General features: G+C 72.7%; 15 protein-coding genes. 6 read left to right on the top strand and 9 right to left on the bottom strand.

Annotated features, from left to right (window positions below; all coding sequences use genetic code 11):
• The first annotated feature begins 199 nt into the window (after window positions 1–199).
• The 3 genes from ACWGJY_RS22825 (at window position 200) to ACWGJY_RS22815 (ending at window position 3,509) form a co-directional block, all read left to right on the top strand.
• Complete coding sequence (locus tag ACWGJY_RS22825; protein WP_453262665.1) at window positions 200–1,165, top strand: ROK family protein; 966 nt, start codon at window positions 200–202, stop codon at window positions 1,163–1,165.
• Window positions 1,165–2,376, top strand: coding sequence for an N-acetylglucosamine-6-phosphate deacetylase (gene nagA / locus ACWGJY_RS22820; RefSeq protein WP_453262664.1), 1,212 nt, complete (start codon window positions 1,165–1,167; stop codon window positions 2,374–2,376). Before ACWGJY_RS22825 ends, nagA begins: the two co-directional genes overlap by 1 nt.
• A 194-nt stretch (window positions 2,377–2,570) precedes the next feature.
• On the top strand, window positions 2,571–3,509 hold the full coding sequence (locus tag ACWGJY_RS22815) for a 1-phosphofructokinase family hexose kinase (protein WP_453262663.1): 939 nt from the start codon (window positions 2,571–2,573) through the stop codon (window positions 3,507–3,509).
• A 108-nt stretch (window positions 3,510–3,617) separates the two neighbouring features.
• Here the strand turns inward: ACWGJY_RS22815 and ACWGJY_RS22810 are convergent, their stop codons facing one another.
• Both ACWGJY_RS22810 and cdgB read right to left on the bottom strand, forming a co-directional pair.
• Window positions 3,618–4,541 carry a carbohydrate-binding protein gene (locus ACWGJY_RS22810; protein WP_453262662.1) on the bottom strand — a complete coding sequence of 308 codons (924 nt, stop codon included), beginning with the start codon at window positions 4,539–4,541 and terminating at the stop codon, window positions 3,618–3,620.
• A gap of 260 nt (window positions 4,542–4,801) precedes the next feature.
• A complete protein-coding gene (cdgB, locus tag ACWGJY_RS22805) occupies window positions 4,802–6,478 on the bottom strand; it encodes a diguanylate cyclase CdgB (protein ID WP_453262661.1) in 1,677 nt (558 codons plus the stop codon).
• 391 nt (window positions 6,479–6,869) lie between these two features.
• Here cdgB and ACWGJY_RS22800 point away from each other — a divergent pair, with 391 nt between their 5' ends.
• Entirely contained in the window at window positions 6,870–7,406 is a 537-nt protein-coding gene (locus ACWGJY_RS22800; protein WP_453262706.1) for a flavin reductase family protein, read from the top strand.
• A 90-nt stretch (window positions 7,407–7,496) separates the two neighbouring features.
• Here the strand turns inward: ACWGJY_RS22800 and arfB are convergent, their stop codons facing one another.
• Entirely contained in the window at window positions 7,497–7,925 is a 429-nt protein-coding gene (gene arfB / locus ACWGJY_RS22795; RefSeq protein ID WP_453262660.1) for an alternative ribosome rescue aminoacyl-tRNA hydrolase ArfB, read from the bottom strand.
• Window positions 7,926–8,128: 203 nt separating this feature from the next.
• Here arfB and ACWGJY_RS22790 point away from each other — a divergent pair, with 203 nt between their 5' ends.
• Both ACWGJY_RS22790 and ACWGJY_RS22785 read left to right on the top strand, forming a co-directional pair.
• On the top strand, window positions 8,129–8,704 hold the full coding sequence (locus ACWGJY_RS22790) for a TerD family protein (protein ID WP_453262659.1): 576 nt from the start codon (window positions 8,129–8,131) through the stop codon (window positions 8,702–8,704).
• A 197-nt stretch (window positions 8,705–8,901) separates the two neighbouring features.
• Window positions 8,902–9,399, top strand: coding sequence for a hypothetical protein (locus tag ACWGJY_RS22785; RefSeq protein WP_453262658.1), 498 nt, complete (start codon window positions 8,902–8,904; stop codon window positions 9,397–9,399).
• Between the two features lie 116 nt (window positions 9,400–9,515).
• On the opposite strand, the gene ACWGJY_RS22780 is transcribed toward ACWGJY_RS22785, so the two are convergent.
• The 6 genes from ACWGJY_RS22780 to ACWGJY_RS22755 all read right to left on the bottom strand — a co-directional run bounded on the left by ACWGJY_RS22780 (window position 9,516) and on the right by ACWGJY_RS22755 (window position 15,123).
• On the bottom strand, window positions 9,516–10,160 hold the full coding sequence (locus tag ACWGJY_RS22780; RefSeq protein ID WP_453262705.1) for a pentapeptide repeat-containing protein: 645 nt from the start codon (window positions 10,158–10,160) through the stop codon (window positions 9,516–9,518).
• A gap of 215 nt (window positions 10,161–10,375) precedes the next feature.
• A complete protein-coding gene (locus tag ACWGJY_RS22775) occupies window positions 10,376–11,479 on the bottom strand; it encodes an aminopeptidase P family protein (RefSeq protein WP_453262704.1) in 1,104 nt (367 codons plus the stop codon).
• A 270-nt stretch (window positions 11,480–11,749) separates the two neighbouring features.
• Window positions 11,750–12,946, bottom strand: a complete 1,197-nt coding sequence (locus tag ACWGJY_RS22770; RefSeq protein WP_453262657.1) for an NAD(P)/FAD-dependent oxidoreductase — start codon at window positions 12,944–12,946, stop codon at window positions 11,750–11,752.
• A complete protein-coding gene (locus ACWGJY_RS22765; RefSeq protein WP_453262656.1) occupies window positions 12,946–13,140 on the bottom strand; it encodes a ferredoxin in 195 nt (64 codons plus the stop codon). The genes ACWGJY_RS22770 and ACWGJY_RS22765 overlap by 1 nt, the downstream gene beginning before the upstream one ends.
• Window positions 13,141–13,192: 52 nt before the next feature.
• Window positions 13,193–14,407, bottom strand: coding sequence for a cytochrome P450 (locus ACWGJY_RS22760; protein WP_453262655.1), 1,215 nt, complete (start codon window positions 14,405–14,407; stop codon window positions 13,193–13,195).
• Entirely contained in the window at window positions 14,404–15,123 is a 720-nt protein-coding gene (locus ACWGJY_RS22755; RefSeq protein ID WP_453262654.1) for a DUF3159 domain-containing protein, read from the bottom strand. The genes ACWGJY_RS22760 and ACWGJY_RS22755 overlap by 4 nt, the downstream gene beginning before the upstream one ends.
• Between the last annotated feature and the right edge of the window lie 101 nt (window positions 15,124–15,224).

Below are 15,224 nucleotides of genomic sequence, written 5' to 3'. Positions count from 1 at the left end.
TCCGTGCTTGCCGGGGAATGCCCCGCCGTCTCAGGAGTCCCCTCCAACGGCTTGAACAGCGAGTTTCCCCCGCGCCCTTTACAAGGTCTACACCACCCCCCGTTTCGCGGCGGGACCGGCCTGCGGGCAGCTCCCCGCCGTACGATCCGCACGGCGAGTGGACTAGACCTTTCAGGCCGGATCGCGCAAAACTGTTCCCGTGAGATACGTCATCGCCCTTGATGTGGGCGGCACCGGCATGAAGGCCGCCCTCGTAGGGGTGGACACGGCGCCTTCCGGGGGGACACCCGCCGCTCCCCCCGTACTGCTGTACGAGGCGCGGCGCCCCACCGGCCGGGAGCGGGGCCCCGACGCGGTGGTCGAGGCCGTCCTCGGCTTCGCCGCCGAGCTGCGCGCGCTCGGCACGGCCCGCTTCGGCGTCCCCGCCGCGGCGGCCGGTGTCGCCGTCCCCGGCATCGTCGACGAGCAGTCCGGCACCGCCGTCTACGCCTCGAACCTCGGCTGGCAGGACGTACCGATGCGGGCGCTGCTGTCCGAGCGGCTCGGCGGGGTGCCGGTCGCCCTCGGCCATGACGTCCGCACCGGCGGGCTGGCCGAGGGCCGGATCGGGGCCGGCCGGGACGCCGACCGGTTCCTGTTCGTACCGCTGGGCACGGGGATCGCGGGCGCCATCGGCATCGGCGGCCGGATCGAGGCCGGGGCGCACGGCAGCGCGGGAGAGATCGGCCACATCGTCGTACGGCCCGGCGGGCGCGAGTGCGGCTGCGGTCAGCGCGGCTGTCTGGAGACCCTGGCCTCGGCCTCCGCGGTCGGCCGGGACTGGGCGGCGGTCTGCAAGGACCCGCAGGCCACCGCGGCCGACGCGGCCAAGGCGGTGGAGTCCGGCGACGAGCGGGCCCGCGCCGTCTGGCAGAACGCCGTGGACGCCCTCGCCGACGGTCTGGTCACCGGCCTCACCCTGCTCGACCCGCAGACGCTGATCATCGGCGGCGGGCTCGCCGAGGCGGGCGACACGCTGTTCACACCTCTGCGGGAAGCGGTCCGCCGCCGCGTTACGTTCCAGCGGCTCCCCTCGATCGTTCCGGCGGCCCTGGGGGACGCCGCCGGGTGCCTGGGCGCAGGACTGCTCGCCTGGGATCTTCTCTCCACGGAGGTAACCGCCTGATGGCACAGCAACAGTCCCCGCAGCGGGCCTCGGACCGCGGGCGCACCGTCCTGGCCGGCGCCCGGATCGCCCGGCCGTCCGGCGTCGTCGAGCGCGGCCGGATCACCGTCGAGGGCGGCCGGATCGGCGATGTCCACAGCCGTGACATCGACCTGGACGAGGCTGTGTCCGCAACCGTGGTGGACCTCTTGGGCCACCTCATCGTCCCCGGCTTCGTCGATATGCACGTCCACGGCGGAGGCGGCGGCTCGTTCTCGTCCGCCGACCCCGAGGAGTGCATGACGGTGGCCGAGACCCACCGCAGGCACGGCACCACCTCGATGGTCGCCTCCACCGTCACCGGCGAACTGGCCGATCTCGCCCGGCAGGCCGCGGTGCTCGCCGAGCTGGTCCAGCAGGGCGAGCTGGCCGGTGTCCACTTCGAGGGCCCGTTCATCTCCGCGCACCGCTGCGGCGCCCACCAGCCGGAGCTGCTGCGCGACCCGGACCCGGCCGATGTCCGCAAGCTCCTCGACGCCGCGCACGGCACCGCGTCGATGATGACCGTCGCGCCCGAACTGCCCGGCGGCCTGGAGTCCGTACGGCTGCTCGCCGACGCCGGGGTGATCGCCGCCGTCGGCCACACCGACTCCACCTACGACGCCACCCGCCAGGCCATCGAGGCCGGCGCCACCGTCGCCACCCACCTCTTCAACGCGATGCCCGCGCTGGCCCACCGCGCGCCCGGCCCGGTCGCGGCGCTCCTGGAGGACGAGCGGATCACCGTCGAGCTGATCAATGACGGCACCCATCTGCACCCCGCGGTCCTGCAACTGGCGGTCCGCGAGGCCGGCGCCGGACGGGTCGCGTTCATCACCGACGCCATGGGCGCGGCCGGGATGAACGACGGGATGTATCCGCTCGGCCCGATGCAGGTCGAGGTCAAGGACGGGGTCGCACGCATCAGCGAAGGCCCCACGGCCGGGTCGATCGCCGGGTCCACCCTCACTCTGGACCGCGCCTTCCAACGCGCCGTCACCGTCGACGGCCTGACGGTCGACCAGGCCGTACAGGCACTTTCGGCCACCCCGGCCCGGCTCCTGGGCATCGACGGCCGGACCGGCTCCCTGCAGACCGGCAAGGACGCCGACCTGGTGGTGCTGGATGCGGCATACGACCTGGTGGGGGTCATGCGCCGGGGCGAGTGGCTGGTGCGCCCGGCGGGCGTCTGACGCTCCGCACCGGCGGCGGGCAGCCGCACGGCCGGCTCCCTTCGGCCGGCCCCGGAGCATCCGGCGGCGGGCCCGGGTCTGGGCCAACCACCACCGGCGATGGCATGATCGCTCGCGCACTTGTCCGTATGCCACCGCCGCCCGCGGTTGTCCGACGCCCGGCCGCCCGGCCATGACTGCCCGGAGGGGCGACCATGATCCTCACGGTCACGCTGAACGCCGCCCTGGACATCACCTACCGCGTTCCCCGGCTCCGTCCGCATGCCACGAACCGGATCACCGAGGTGTCCGAACGCCCCGGCGGCAAGGGGCTGAACGTCGCCCGGGTGCTGGCCGCGCTCGGTCACCGCACGGTCGCCACCGGCTTCGCGGGCGGCGGCACCGGCGAGGCGCTGCGCGCGCTGCTCGCGGAGACCGAGGTCACCGACGCGCTGGTCCCGGTCGGCGGCACCACCCGCCGCACCGTCGCGGTCGTCGACGCGGGCAGCGGGGACACCACCCAGCTCAACGAGCCGGGCCCGACCGTCTCCCCCGCCGAATGGGACGCCTTCCTCGGCACCTACCGCGAACTGCTGGGCGAGGCACGGGCGGTGGCACTGTGCGGCAGCCTGCCGCCGGGCGTGCCGGTCGATGTCTACGCCCGGCTCACCCGGGCCGCCCGCAGCGCCGGCGTCCCGGTCCTGCTGGACACCAGCGGCGAACCGCTGCGCCGCGGCCTGGCCGCCCGCCCCGACCTGGCCAAGCCCAACGCCGGTGAACTCGCCGCCCTCACCGGCAGCACCGAGCCGCTGCGCGCCGCCCGCGACGCGCGCCGCCGCGGTGCCCATGCGGTGGCCGCCTCGCTCGGCCCGGACGGCATGCTCGCGGTGACCGCCGAGGGCACCTGGCAGGCCGCCCCGCCCCGGCGGATCGCCGGCAATCCGACCGGCGCCGGGGATTCCGCGGTGGCCGGTCTGCTGTCCGGCCTGGTGGAGGAGCTGCCCTGGCCGGACCGGCTGACCCGCGCGGTGGCCCTGTCCGCGGCGACCGTACGGGCCCCGGCGGCGGGCGAGTTCGATGCGGCGACGTATGAAGAGCTGCTGGCGCGGGTGGTGGTGACGAGCGCTCACTCCACGTCCGGGCCGGCCCGCTGAGAGAGGGCGCGCCGCACCACTGCGGCCGGATGAAAAGCGGTGTGCCGCGGGGATCGCTCTCCCCGCGGCACACCGCTGGTGCTCACCGGACCGGCGCCGGCCCGGCCGTCAGCCCTTGACCTGGCCCGCCTTGAGGCTGACCTTGTCCAGGTTGAAGTCGCACTGGTTTCCCTGCTCGCACGAGATCTTTATGGTGTTCGTGCCCTTGTTCAGCTGTATCCAGGCGAAGGTACGGGTCCAGCCCTTGTCCCACGCGCCCTCCTTCGCACCGGCGAAGTTCTTCATGCTCAGCTTCGCCGAGCGCGGCTGACCGTTGATGGTCAGCGAGGAATCGGCGTCCTTGCCCGGCACGCCGTAGCCGACGAAGAGCGTGTAGTCGCCGGACCGGGGCACATCGACGCTCCACGTGGCCGAAGCACCGGGGGTGTTCATGCCCGCCACATACGTCCCGCCGTCCGAGCGGGCGCCGGGGACATCCTTGGCCGTGCTCGCCCCGCCGTCGAGCCGCAGGCTGCCCGCGTCCTGCTCGGGCAGTTTGCCGGGAGCGGGCTTCTTGGTGGGTTTGTCACTGGGGGCCACCGTGTCACCGGCCGTCGGCCCCGGCTTGCCCGCGGTGTCGCCCTTGGAGCCCTTGCCGTTGGTGAGCATCGCCACGCCGATGCCTATGCACACCACCGCGACCACCGCGACGGTGCCTATCAGCAGGCCGTTGCGGCCGCGGCGCGGCTCCTGGCCGGCGTGGCCCTGGGCCGCGGACGAACGCGTACGGTCACCGCCGGGCAGCGTTTCCGGCGCGGCGTAGTGGGCGTTCTGCTGCCCGTACGTCACCTGCTGCGGGGCCTGCTGGCCGTACTGGCGCTGGCCGACCGCCCGCACCTGGTTGTAGGAGGTGCGCGGGACGCCCGGCTGCCGCCCCGGCGCACCGTCGCCCGACGGCCCCGGCGCGCCGCCCTCGCCGCCTTCCGAGCGGTAGAGATAGGCGAACGGGTCGTCGTTCTCCGGCGTGTCCGCGCCGTTGTTGCCGGCCGTCATTCCGTGTCACTCCCAAGCGATCTGTGCGCGTCCGTACGCGTCGTCGCGCATGCGCTGTCGTCTTCTGCGCGAACTGTCTTTCGGGCCCCCGGCGGCGCCGCGCCGCATCGGCGCAGCCTACCCCCTTGGGGCTTGCGCATACCGAGCCCGGAGGGCCACAAGATCGCTACGGAACGGTGAACCGCTGGTGCAAAGGCCGCGGCGGGCCCGCTGTGAGATTCGCGGCACGGGCCGCGGACGCCGCGGCGGGCCGCCCCGGCTCAGCCCGCCGCCCGCCGGTTCGCCTTCGAGCGGGACCGCTTCTCGACGTACATCCGCTGATCGGCCGACTCCAGCACTTCCTCGGCCGTCATCCCGCAGCTCGCCCAGCCGATGCCGAAGCTGGCGCCGACCCGGACCGCCCGGCCCTCCACCCGGATCGGCGGGATGATCGCGTTCCGCAGCCGGACCGCGAGATCCTGGGCATCGGCGGTCCCCAGGCCGTCGGCGAGCACCACGAATTCATCGCCGCCGAGCCGGGCGACCGTATCGCCGTCCCGGACGCCGCTGGTCAGCCGGCGGGCGACCTCGATCAGCACCGCATCGCCGGTGTTGTGCCCGAAGCGGTCGTTGATCGACTTGAAGCCGTCGAGATCGCAGAAGAGGACCGCGAGCCCCTTGGAGCCGTCGTCGGCCGGGCCGTCCGCGGGGGCGACGAGATGGACATGGTGGTCGAACGGGACCGGGGGCCCGCCCTCGAAGCCGTCGAGCCCGTCGAAGGGCTCCTTGCCGTCCGCACGGAAGCCGTGCGGATCCCGCGGATCGGTGTGGATGACGCCCGAGGAGGCGTAGGCGTCCGCCATCGAGCCCGCGGGGCGGGAGCACAGCCGGGCGCCGAGCCGGGCCCGCAGCTCCGCGCTGTTGGGCAGCCCGGTCAGCGAATCGTGGCTGGCGCGATGGGCGAGCTGCAGCTCATGGCGCTTGCGCTCCTCGATGTCCTCGACGTGGGTGAGCAGGAAGCGGGGGCCGTCGGCGGTGTCGGCGACGACGGAGTTGCGCAGCGAGACCCACACGTACGTGCCGTCCCGGCGGGCCAGCCGCAGCTCGGCGCGGCCGCCCTCGGCGGAGGTGCGCAGCAGGGTGCCGATGTCCTCGGGGTGGACGAGGTCGGAGAAGGAGTAGCGGCGCATCCCGGAGGCCGGGCGGCCCAGCAGCCGGCACAGCGCGTCATTGGTGCGCAGCAGCCGTCCGTGCTGGTCACCGCCCATTTCGGCGACGGCCATCCCGCTCGGCGCGTACTCGAAGGCCTGCCGGAAGCTCTCCTCGCTGGCCCGCAGCGCCTGCTGATCGCGCTCCAGCCGGACCAGCGCGCGCTGCATGTTCGCCCGCAGCCGGGCGTTGCTGATCGCGATGGCGGACTGGAAGGCGTACATCTGCAGGGCTTCCTGGCCCCAGGCGCCGGGCCGCCGGCCGTTGCGCGGCCGGTCGACGGAGATCACCCCCAGCAGCTCACCGCCGCCGTTGGCCGCGGGGTACATGGGTGCGAGGAGGCGGTCCATGGAGTGCCACTCGTCGGGGAACCGGGGCGCGGGTCCGGCCGTGTGCCACTGCGGTACGTCGTCGTCATCGAGCACCCAGCCCTCGGTGTGCGGGATGAAGATGAGGTCGCCCCAGCGCTCGCCCATGGACAGCCGGCGGTCCCAGGCGGCCCGGGAGCCGACCCGTCCGGCCATCAGCGCCTCGGCGCCCGCACTGCCGGCGACCGCGGCGACCACGAGATCGCCGTCGGGGCGGACGAGATTGACCGCGGCCAGCTCATAGCCGAGCCCGGTGATCACACCGTCGGCGACCGTCTGCAGGGTGTCCGCGAGGCTGCGCGCGGTGTTCAGTTCGGCGACCACTCGGTACAGCTGCCGCAGGGTCGCAAGACGGACGTATGGCTCCGACTCGGCCTCCATCGCTCGCTCTCCCTGAGACCTCGACAGCAAACTCCACGATTCTTTGTCGTCCGATTCCACGCTCACTGAATCACAGTGAGCTGTTCACTCGGTACACAGGGTCAACAATTAGCGCCTGCTGTGACTCAAGTCACAGACCCTGAAGCCCCCTTGGCGATCTTCCAGAAATTCGCCACAGGAGCACGCCTTCACTCTTTCTACACTTCCAGAACGCAAATTTCCGAGTGTTCCGGACTTCCGTCGTCAGACCTAGGGCGCGGGTGGTCCCCCGGCCCGATGCGCGCGGGGGACCGGCGAAGTTAGCGTTTATGGCGTGTTCACGAAAAGCCCTGCCGATACGGCGGCCTCCGGGCCCGCCGCCCCGTCCGCACCCGCCGTCGCCCTCGCTTCCGTGCCGGGCGGGACGCCCATCCCGCATTCTGTTGGAGTGAGTGACGACGAATTCCGTGCCGCCCTGTCCCGCCTCGCCGCCGGGGTGGTGCTGATCACCGCCCACGACCCGGACGACGGGCCGCACGGCGAGGACGTCGGCATGACCGCCACGGCATTCCTGTCGGTGTCCCTCGACCCGCCGCTCGTGATGCTGAGCGTTCGCAACGACTCACGCATGGACGACCTGCTGGAGCTGCAGCCGCTCTGGGCCGTGTCGGTGCTCTCGGGGCATCAGCGGCAGATTGCCGGACGGTTCGCGATGAAGGGCCGCATCAGCGACCGGCTTCTCTTCGAGGACCTTCCGTTCGTCCGGGGCGAGGTGTCCGGGGCCCCGCTCATCGGCGGAGCGCTGGCGACCCTGGAATGCCGCACCGAGCAGCGGGTCGTGGCGGGCGATCACACCCTCGTCATCGCCCGTGTACTGGCCACGTCGACCCTGAACGAGGACGACGGGCCGCTGGCGTACTTCCGGGGGAAGTACCGGCAGCTGAGGTGAAGGACGGACGGCGCCGACGGGGCGGGGGTGGCCGACAGGGCAGGGGTGGCCGACGGGGCGACGGGGGTGACGGGGGGCCGACGGGGGTGGTCACCCCCAGTCCCGTCCCGAGCGGCCGCGCTTGGTGTCGCCGCGCTGCTTCTTCTCGCGCAGCCGCCGCTCGTTGATGCCGCGCGGGATCCGCGACTTACGGCGCGCCTTGGGCGGTGGCGCGGTGGCCTCGGCGAGCAGCGCGGCCAGCCGGACGGCGGCGGTCTCGCGGTTGCGCCACTGGGAGCGGTGCTCGGAGGCCCGCACGGACAGCACGCCGCCGGTCAGCCGGCCCGCCAGCCGCTCCAGGGCGCGCTCCTTCCACACCGGCGGCAGCGCCTGCGTCCGGTCGAGGTCGAAGCGCAGCTCGACCTGGCTGTCGCTGGTGTTGACGTGCTGGCCGCCCGGACCTGAGGAGCGCGAGAAACGCCAGACGAGCTCGGCCTCTGGAAGGACGACCGAACCGCGGATGACATAGGGCCCGGACATGAGTCCTATGATCTCGCGCGCTTTGGGGCCCGTCACCCACTTTTCCTGGTCCATCACGGCACATCCGCCATCAGGGTTCGGCAAAGAAAGTAAAGAGGGCTGGAACCTCGCGGTCCCCTCATGGCGTTGTGGTGGGTGACGGTAGCTTCGTGCGCAGTACGGAGCCCGACGATTCGACGAGTCGACAAGGAAAGGGACATCCCATGGCTGTAAGCCTGTCCAAGGGCGGCAACGTCTCGCTCACCAAGGAGGCACCGGGCCTGACCGCCATCACGGTCGGCCTCGGCTGGGACGTCCGGACCACCACCGGCACGGACTTCGACCTCGACGCGAGCGCGATCGCGGTCAACCCGAGCGGCAAGGTCTACTCCGACCAGCACTTCGTCTTCTTCAACAACAAGGCCACGCCGGACCAGTCGATCGTGCACACCGGCGACAACGTCACCGGCCAGGGCGAGGGCGACGACGAGCAGATCAACGTCAACCTGGCGGCGCTGCCGGCCGACGTCGACAAGATCGTCTTCCCGGTCTCGATCTACGACGCCGAGAACCGCAGCCAGAACTTCGGCCAGGTGCGGAACGCCTTCATCCGCATCGTCAACCAGGCCGGTGGCACCGAGGTCGCCCGCTACGACCTCAGCGAGGACGCGGCCACCGAGACGGCCATGGTCTTCGGCGAGCTGTACCGCAACGGCGCGGAGTGGAAGTTCCGCGCGGTGGGCCAGGGTTACGCGTCGGGCCTCGTCGGCATCGCGCAGGACTTCGGCGTCAACGTCTGAGCCGCGCCTGCGGCCCGGCGCGGCCAGGTCACAGCGCAGACGGAGGGCCGGTTCCCCATGGCGGGGGCCGGCTCTCGGCGTGTTCAGGGGCCTCGCGGCGGGCGGGGCGGGACCGGGGCTTCGCGCGGGCGCGGCCGGGCTTCGCGGAGGGCGGATGCGGGCGCCCCGCCGCCGCACCGGCGTGACACCATCAAGACGTGATCGACCTCGGCTACTCCCTCTCCCGCCGCTTCCCTGATCCGCCGCAGACGGACTACCGGACGGCGGACGTGCGCACGCTGCGCCATGACCTCTTCTGCGGCGATGTCTATCTCGCCGACACGAAGACGGACCGCGAGCTGTCCACGGCCTGGGGCTGGGTGCCGGTCCTCGACTTCGCCTGGGCGCTGTGCGACATCGTCGAGCAGCTCGACACCGATCCCCGCGGCAACCGCTCCGCCCGCCCGGTCCACGCCGAGCTGGACTTCACCGAATCCGCCGACCGGATCTTCTTCGAGCGCCGCTTCGGGTGGGTGGACGTGGACGCCGACTGGATGCCGGCCGACGAGGCCCCGCTCACCTTCAACCACTCCGCGCTGCGCCGCGAGGCCCGCGACTTCCTGCACGACCTGATCGCCGACCTCACCGACATGCACGACGGCCTCGACGACAACCCCGCCGTCTGGGACCTCCAGGCCCGCTTCCCCCGCGTCTGACCACGGACGGACCCCGGAACGGACGGACCCCGGAACGGCGGGACCCAGGCGCGGAGGGACCCCGGCGCGGAGGGACCCCTACGCCTCGGGAGAGCCTCCGCCGTACGGCAGCGGCCTCACTCGACCCGCACCCCTATCTGCGCCGCGAACGCCGGGGCGAGATCGAGCAGTTGGGACGCGCTGATCACCGCGCCCGACAGCCGGTCGATCCCCCGCGCGATGTCCACCGCGGCCGCGCCCCGCAGATCGACGTCCTTCATCCGCGCCTCGGAGAAGTCCACCCGGGCCAGGGTGCAGTCGTCGAACGTCACCCGCTCCAGCTCCGCCCCCGCGAAGTCCGCCTCGACCAGCACACAGCCCTCGAAGGCGACATCCCGCAGCTTCGCCCTGCGCAGATTGGGGAAGTCGATCTTCCCGCCGCGCACCACGACCCGCTCCAGGACCGCACCATGCAGCTGCGTCCCGCCGAGCCGGGCGTCCGTGACCTCCACATCGCGCAAGGACGCCTGGGAGAGGTCCGTGCCGACCCCGCGCACTCCGCTCAGCACGCTGTCGATGATCCGCGCCCGGCCGAGCACCGTCTCATCGAGCGTGCACCGCCGGAGCGCGCAGTCCATGAAGCGGGCGCCGCGTGCCGACTGCCCGGCCCAGTCGGCATCGGCGAACTCCAGCCCGTCGTAATCCCCCTCCACCTCCAGCTCCCCGCCGTCGTACGCCGCCAGCTCCGGCAGCCGGACCTCCGGCCGCCGCACCGCCCGCACCGTCTCCTTGCCGCGCCCTGCCACGCGATCACCGCCTTCCCTGCCGTCCGAGCCCGTCGCCGTGCCGGTCCACTCCTGCACACCCCATCGTGGACCACACCACTGACAATGCACTCTGAGCTGCGGAAACACCCGGTTTCCGGACAGTGTGGCGGGGCAGGCACCGCGGGGTGCCCCAGCGGCCGGCGGCCGCGCCCGGCGGCCGGCGCCCGGTCCTACCGCACCACCGCCAGCTCCCGAGCCGTTTCGTTCAGCCGCCGCCCGCCCGAGTCCGTACACGTCACGATGTCCTCGATCCGGACCCCGAACCGCCCCGGCAGATAGATCCCCGGCTCGATCGAGAAGCACATCCCGGGCACCAGCGGCAGATGCTCGCCCTCCACCAGATACGGCGGCTCGTGCGTGGTCACCCCGATGCCGTGCCCGGTCCGGTGGATGAAGTACTCGCCGTACCCGGCAGCCTTGATCACCTTTCTGGCCACCCGGTCGATGTCCTGGCACGCGACACCCGGCCGCACCGCCTCGAACGCCGCCTGCTGCGCCTGGCGCACGATGTCGTGCACCTTGCGCTCCTCGGCGTCCGGCTCCCCGACGTGCACGGTCCGCGAGGTGTCCGACCCGTACCCGTCCTTGAGGCCGCCGAAGTCGAGCACGACCATGTCACCGTCCTCGATGACCCGCTCCCCGGCCTCGTGGTGCGGATTGGCGCCGTTGGGGCCCGACCCGACCACCGTGAAATCCACCTGGCTGTGGCCGTGCTCGGTCAGCAGCCGCGCCAGGTCCGCCGCCACCTCGGACTCCCGCCGCCCGCCGAAGCGCACCCGCAGGATCCCCTCGTACGCCGCGTCCGCGGCGGCTCCGGCCGCGGCCAGCAGCGCCACCTCATGGGCGTCCTTGACGGCGCGCAGCATCGGCAGCACCTCCGTCAACGCGGCGTAGGCGGTCCCCGGCAGCGACCGCTGCAGCCCCAGCAGATGCAGCGCCCAGGTCGCGTCGGACACCCCGTAACGCCCGTGCGGGTCCACCCACTTGGCGATCTCGGCATACGGCTCCGAGCCATCGGTCCACCCCGACACGTCCAGCGCCGGCGCCCCGGGCGAGGATTCCGCGTCCGGGAACTCCAATACGGGCACCAGCAGCCGCGAGCGCCGCCCCGGCTCGATCACCAGAGCGGTCAGCCGCTCGGTGACCGCGGGCGGCCGGTAGCCGCACAGCCATACCAGGTCCGGCCCCGGCGTCACGATCAGCCCGGCCAGCCCGACAACGGCGGCGGCCCGGCCCGCCCGGTCCATCCGCCGCTCGTAGTCCTCATGCGTCATCGAAGTCACCATGCCGGTGAACTTACGCCGGTGCACCCCTTCCCGCCCGCCAAAACCCTTCCCCGACGGGCCCCTTCACCCCTCCAGTTCACCCCTCCAGTTCACCCCTCCGGTGCACGCCCTCCCGCCGGCCCTTGGGACGCTTCCCCGGCTCGCCCCGGCCGGCCCGCTGCCGGCCTCTCCGCCGGCCCCTCCGCCGGGTCCCCGGCCGGGGCGACCCCCCCGTCCTCCCCCGGGTCCCCGGCCGGGGCGCCCCCGTCCTCCCCCGGCTCACCGCTCCAGTGCCGCCGGCGCCGCCCCCTCGCCGATGCGCCCGCGGTAGGCGCGCAGCGCGCGTGCGCTGTTCCAGCCGAGCACGCCCACCACGCGGCCACGGTCCCGGTAGAGCGCGACGAACCTGCGCTCCCGTGGATCGCCGTCGACGCATTCGACCTGCGCACCGTCGGGGCACCAGCCGTGAAACTGGATCTTGGCGTCGTACTGATCGGTCCAGCCGAACGGGACCGGCGCGTACGGCGCCTCCTCCCCGGGGGCGGCGAGGAGGTTCTTGGCGACGGCGAGGGCCTGGGTGGTGGCGTTGGTGCGCTGTTCCAGACGGACGCGGCCGCCGGTGGCCGGGTGCGGCCAGTTGGCGACGTCGCCTGCCGCGTAGATCCCGGGCGCGGCCCGGCAGTGGCTGTCGCAGAGCACCCCGTCCCCCAGGGGAATCCCGGAGCCGGCCAGCCAGTCGGTGGCCGGTACCGAGCCGATCGCGACCACGACCACCTCGGCGGGGAGCCGGCTGCCGTCGTCGAGCACCACCTCGGTGACCCGGCCGCTCGCGCCGGTCAGGCCGGTGACACCGCGGCCCATGCGCAGCCGGACCCCGTGGTCCCGGTGCAGCCCGGCCACCAACTCTCCTGCCCAGGTGCCGACTTGCGCGGCCAGCGGGGTGGGCGCGACATCGACGAGCGTGACGTCCAGGCCGAGCCCCCGGGCGGTGGCCGCGATCTCGCTGCCGAGGAATCCGGCGCCGATCACCACGACCCGGGGGCCGCCCAGCAACTGCGCCCGCAGCGTCAGGGCGTCGTCGAGGGTGCGCAGCACGTGCACACCGGCGAGTTCATGGCCGAAGGGCAGCCGGCGCGGCCGCAGCCCCGTCGCGATGACCAGACCGTCGTAGTGCAGCCGGTCCCCGTCCGCGAGGGTGACGGTGCGCGCCGCCGGGTCCAGTCCGGTCGCCCGGCAGCCCGGCCGCAGATCCAGCGCCAGGCGCCGCAGGTCCGCGTCCCGGCGCAGCAGCGTCGTCTCCGGCTCCCGGTCACCGGCCAGGACCTGCTTGGACAGCGGCGGCCGGTCGTAGGGTGCCCAGAGTTCCGCGCCGACCATGGTCAGCGTCCCGTTGAAGCCCTCGCGGCGCAGGGCCTCGGCCGCGGTCAGGCCCGCCGCCGAGGCGCCCACCACGACGATCCGGTCCCGCGCAGGCACTACTTCAGCACCTCGATGGCCAGCGCCGGGCAGCGGGCCGCGGCGTCCTCCACCGAGGGGTGCAGCGCCTTCGGCGGGAGGGGGTCGAGGAGGACGACGATGCCGTCGTCCTCCCGCTGGTCGAACACCTCGGCGGCAGCCAGCACACACTGACCGGCACCGACGCACTTGTCCTCATCGATGATGACCTTCATCGGGGTTCTCCTTCTGTGGGAATGCGGTATCGCGGGGCAGCCGTGCCGCCGGCTACCAGGTCACGGGCAGCTCGTGGACGCCGTAGATGAGCATGTCGTCGCGCATCGGCACCTGCTCCGCCGGAACCGCCAGCCGCAGGGAGGGGAAGCGGTCGAAGAGAGCGGACAGCGCGGCCTTCATCTCCACCCGGGCCAGCTGCTGGCCGATGCACTGGTGGACGCCGTGCCCGAAAGCGAGGTGCGGGCTGTACGGCCTGTGCACGTCCAGCTGGTCGGGGTCGCCGGAGAACTGGTCCGCGTCACGGTTGCCCGAGGTGAGGGAGGCGAGCACCGTGGTGCCGGCCGGGATCCGGTGGCCGTCCAGCTCCACGTCCTCCCGCGTCACCCGGCGCAGACCGAACTGAATGATCGTCAAGTAGCGGAGCAGTTCCTCGACGGCATTGTCCATCAGCGAGGGGTCCGCGCGCAGCGCCGCCAGCTGGCCGGGGTTGCCCAGCAGGCACATGGTGCCCAGCGCGATCATGTTCGCCGTCGTCTCGTGCCCGGCGAGCAGCAGCAGCGCACCGACGCCGGCCACTTCCTCGTCGGTGAGCCGGCCGTCCTGCACCAGACCGCTGAGGATGTCGTCGGCGGGGTCGGTGCGCTTGGCGACGGCCAGTTGGTGGATGTACTGGTTCATCGCCTGCTGGGCCTGCTGGACCTCCTCCTGGCTCGCGTCGAGCCGGAGCACGGTGCCCGAGTTCCGCTGGAAGTCCGCACGGTCGGCGTACGGCACCCCGAGCAGCTCGCAGATCACCAGCGAGGGAATGGGCAGGGCGAAGGCCTGGACGAGGTCGACCGGCTGCTCGGCGGACGCCATCGCGTCCAGCTGCTCGGCGACGATCCGCTCCACCGCGGGGGCCAGCTTCTGCATCCGGCGCACCGTGAACTGGCCGGTGAGCAGCCGGCGGATCCGGGTGTGCTCCGGGGCGTCCATCATGATGAACATCCCCGGCGGAGGCGGCGGCAGCGGGGCGTCGACGGGCGCGGCGGTGGCCCGCCCCGGCCGGCGGTTCGCGCCGAACCGCGGGTCGGCGAGCACCGCCCGTACGTCCGCATGCCGGGTGACCAGCCAGCCGTTCGTACCGTCCGGGAAGGCCACCGGCGCGATCGGGTCCTCCTCGCGCAGCGTCCGGTACTCCTCCGGCGGGTCGAACGGGCAGGTCCGCGCGGTCGGCTGGGGCCTGGCGGCCGGCTGCGTCCCGGTGGTGTGCTGGGTGTCGGTCATCGAACGGTCCTTTCCAGAGGGTGTGACGGTGCGGCGCCGCGGTCGGCGCTCTCACGGGCAGGGGCGTCGCAGCGGTGCGTACCGACGGAGCGCCGGTAGACGCGCCACCCCAGCAGTGCGCCGAGCGCGAAGACGAGGGGCCCGAAGACATCGACCGAGCCGAGGGCGACGGCCTGTCCGGACAGGAACAGCGGGAGCTGGACGGCCAGCATCAGAACATTTCCGGCGAACATGACGAGGCTGCCCTTGGCGAACGCCCGGCGGCGCACCGCGCAGCGGCGCCACGCGGTCCGCTCCCCCGTGAGCAGCCCCACCATCAGCCCCATCGGCGGCCGTCCGAGCAGGATCAGCACCGGCCCCGCCACGGCCATCGTGCAGTGCAGCAACAGATGCGGGAGGAAGAAGGTGGTGGCCTGCCCGGTGCGTGCGGCCAGTGCGCCCTGGACACAGACCAGGCCGAGGATTCCCAGCGCGCGCCGTACGGGCTCTTTGCGGGCCAGCCGGTGGACGAAGACCCCGGCCCCGGCGGCGAAGGCGAGCGTCAGCGCGACGGCGAGCCGGTGCGTGAGGGCGAAGGTCAGGGTGAATCCGAAGACGGGCGCGATGTCGACCACGGTGCTGCGCAGCCGGTTCCGCACAGCCGTCTGCACGGCGGTCTGCAGGGCGGTCTGCACGGCGTCCGTACCGCCGGCTTCATGAGATGCGGCAGGGTCCACGGGGGTCTCCAGGCTTCTCTACGGACGGCTTGTCGGCGGACGGCTTTCTCTACGGACTGCTTCTCGACAGACGGCTTTCTCTACGGACTGCTTCTCGACAG

The sequence above is a fragment of the Streptomyces sp. NPDC054765 genome, assembly GCF_053612065.1.
This window is presented reverse-complemented; position numbering and strand designations above follow the sequence as displayed.

Coding starts and splice junctions, on each gene's coding strand:
- ACWGJY_RS22810 (WP_453262662.1), bottom strand. CDS start 4,541: ATGACGGCCGGCAACAACGGCGCGGACACGCCGGAGAACGACGACCCG.
- ACWGJY_RS22815 (WP_453262663.1), top strand. CDS start 2,571: ATGATCCTCACGGTCACGCTGAACGCCGCCCTGGACATCACCTACCGC.
- ACWGJY_RS22790 (WP_453262659.1), top strand. CDS start 8,129: ATGGCTGTAAGCCTGTCCAAGGGCGGCAACGTCTCGCTCACCAAGGAG.
- cdgB (WP_453262661.1), bottom strand. CDS start 6,478: ATGGAGGCCGAGTCGGAGCCATACGTCCGTCTTGCGACCCTGCGGCAG.
- arfB (WP_453262660.1), bottom strand. CDS start 7,925: ATGTCCGGGCCCTATGTCATCCGCGGTTCGGTCGTCCTTCCAGAGGCC.
- nagA (WP_453262664.1), top strand. CDS start 1,165: ATGGCACAGCAACAGTCCCCGCAGCGGGCCTCGGACCGCGGGCGCACC.
- ACWGJY_RS22765 (WP_453262656.1), bottom strand. CDS start 13,140: ATGAAGGTCATCATCGATGAGGACAAGTGCGTCGGTGCCGGTCAGTGT.
- ACWGJY_RS22775 (WP_453262704.1), bottom strand. CDS start 11,479: ATGACGCATGAGGACTACGAGCGGCGGATGGACCGGGCGGGCCGGGCC.
- ACWGJY_RS22760 (WP_453262655.1), bottom strand. CDS start 14,407: ATGACCGACACCCAGCACACCACCGGGACGCAGCCGGCCGCCAGGCCC.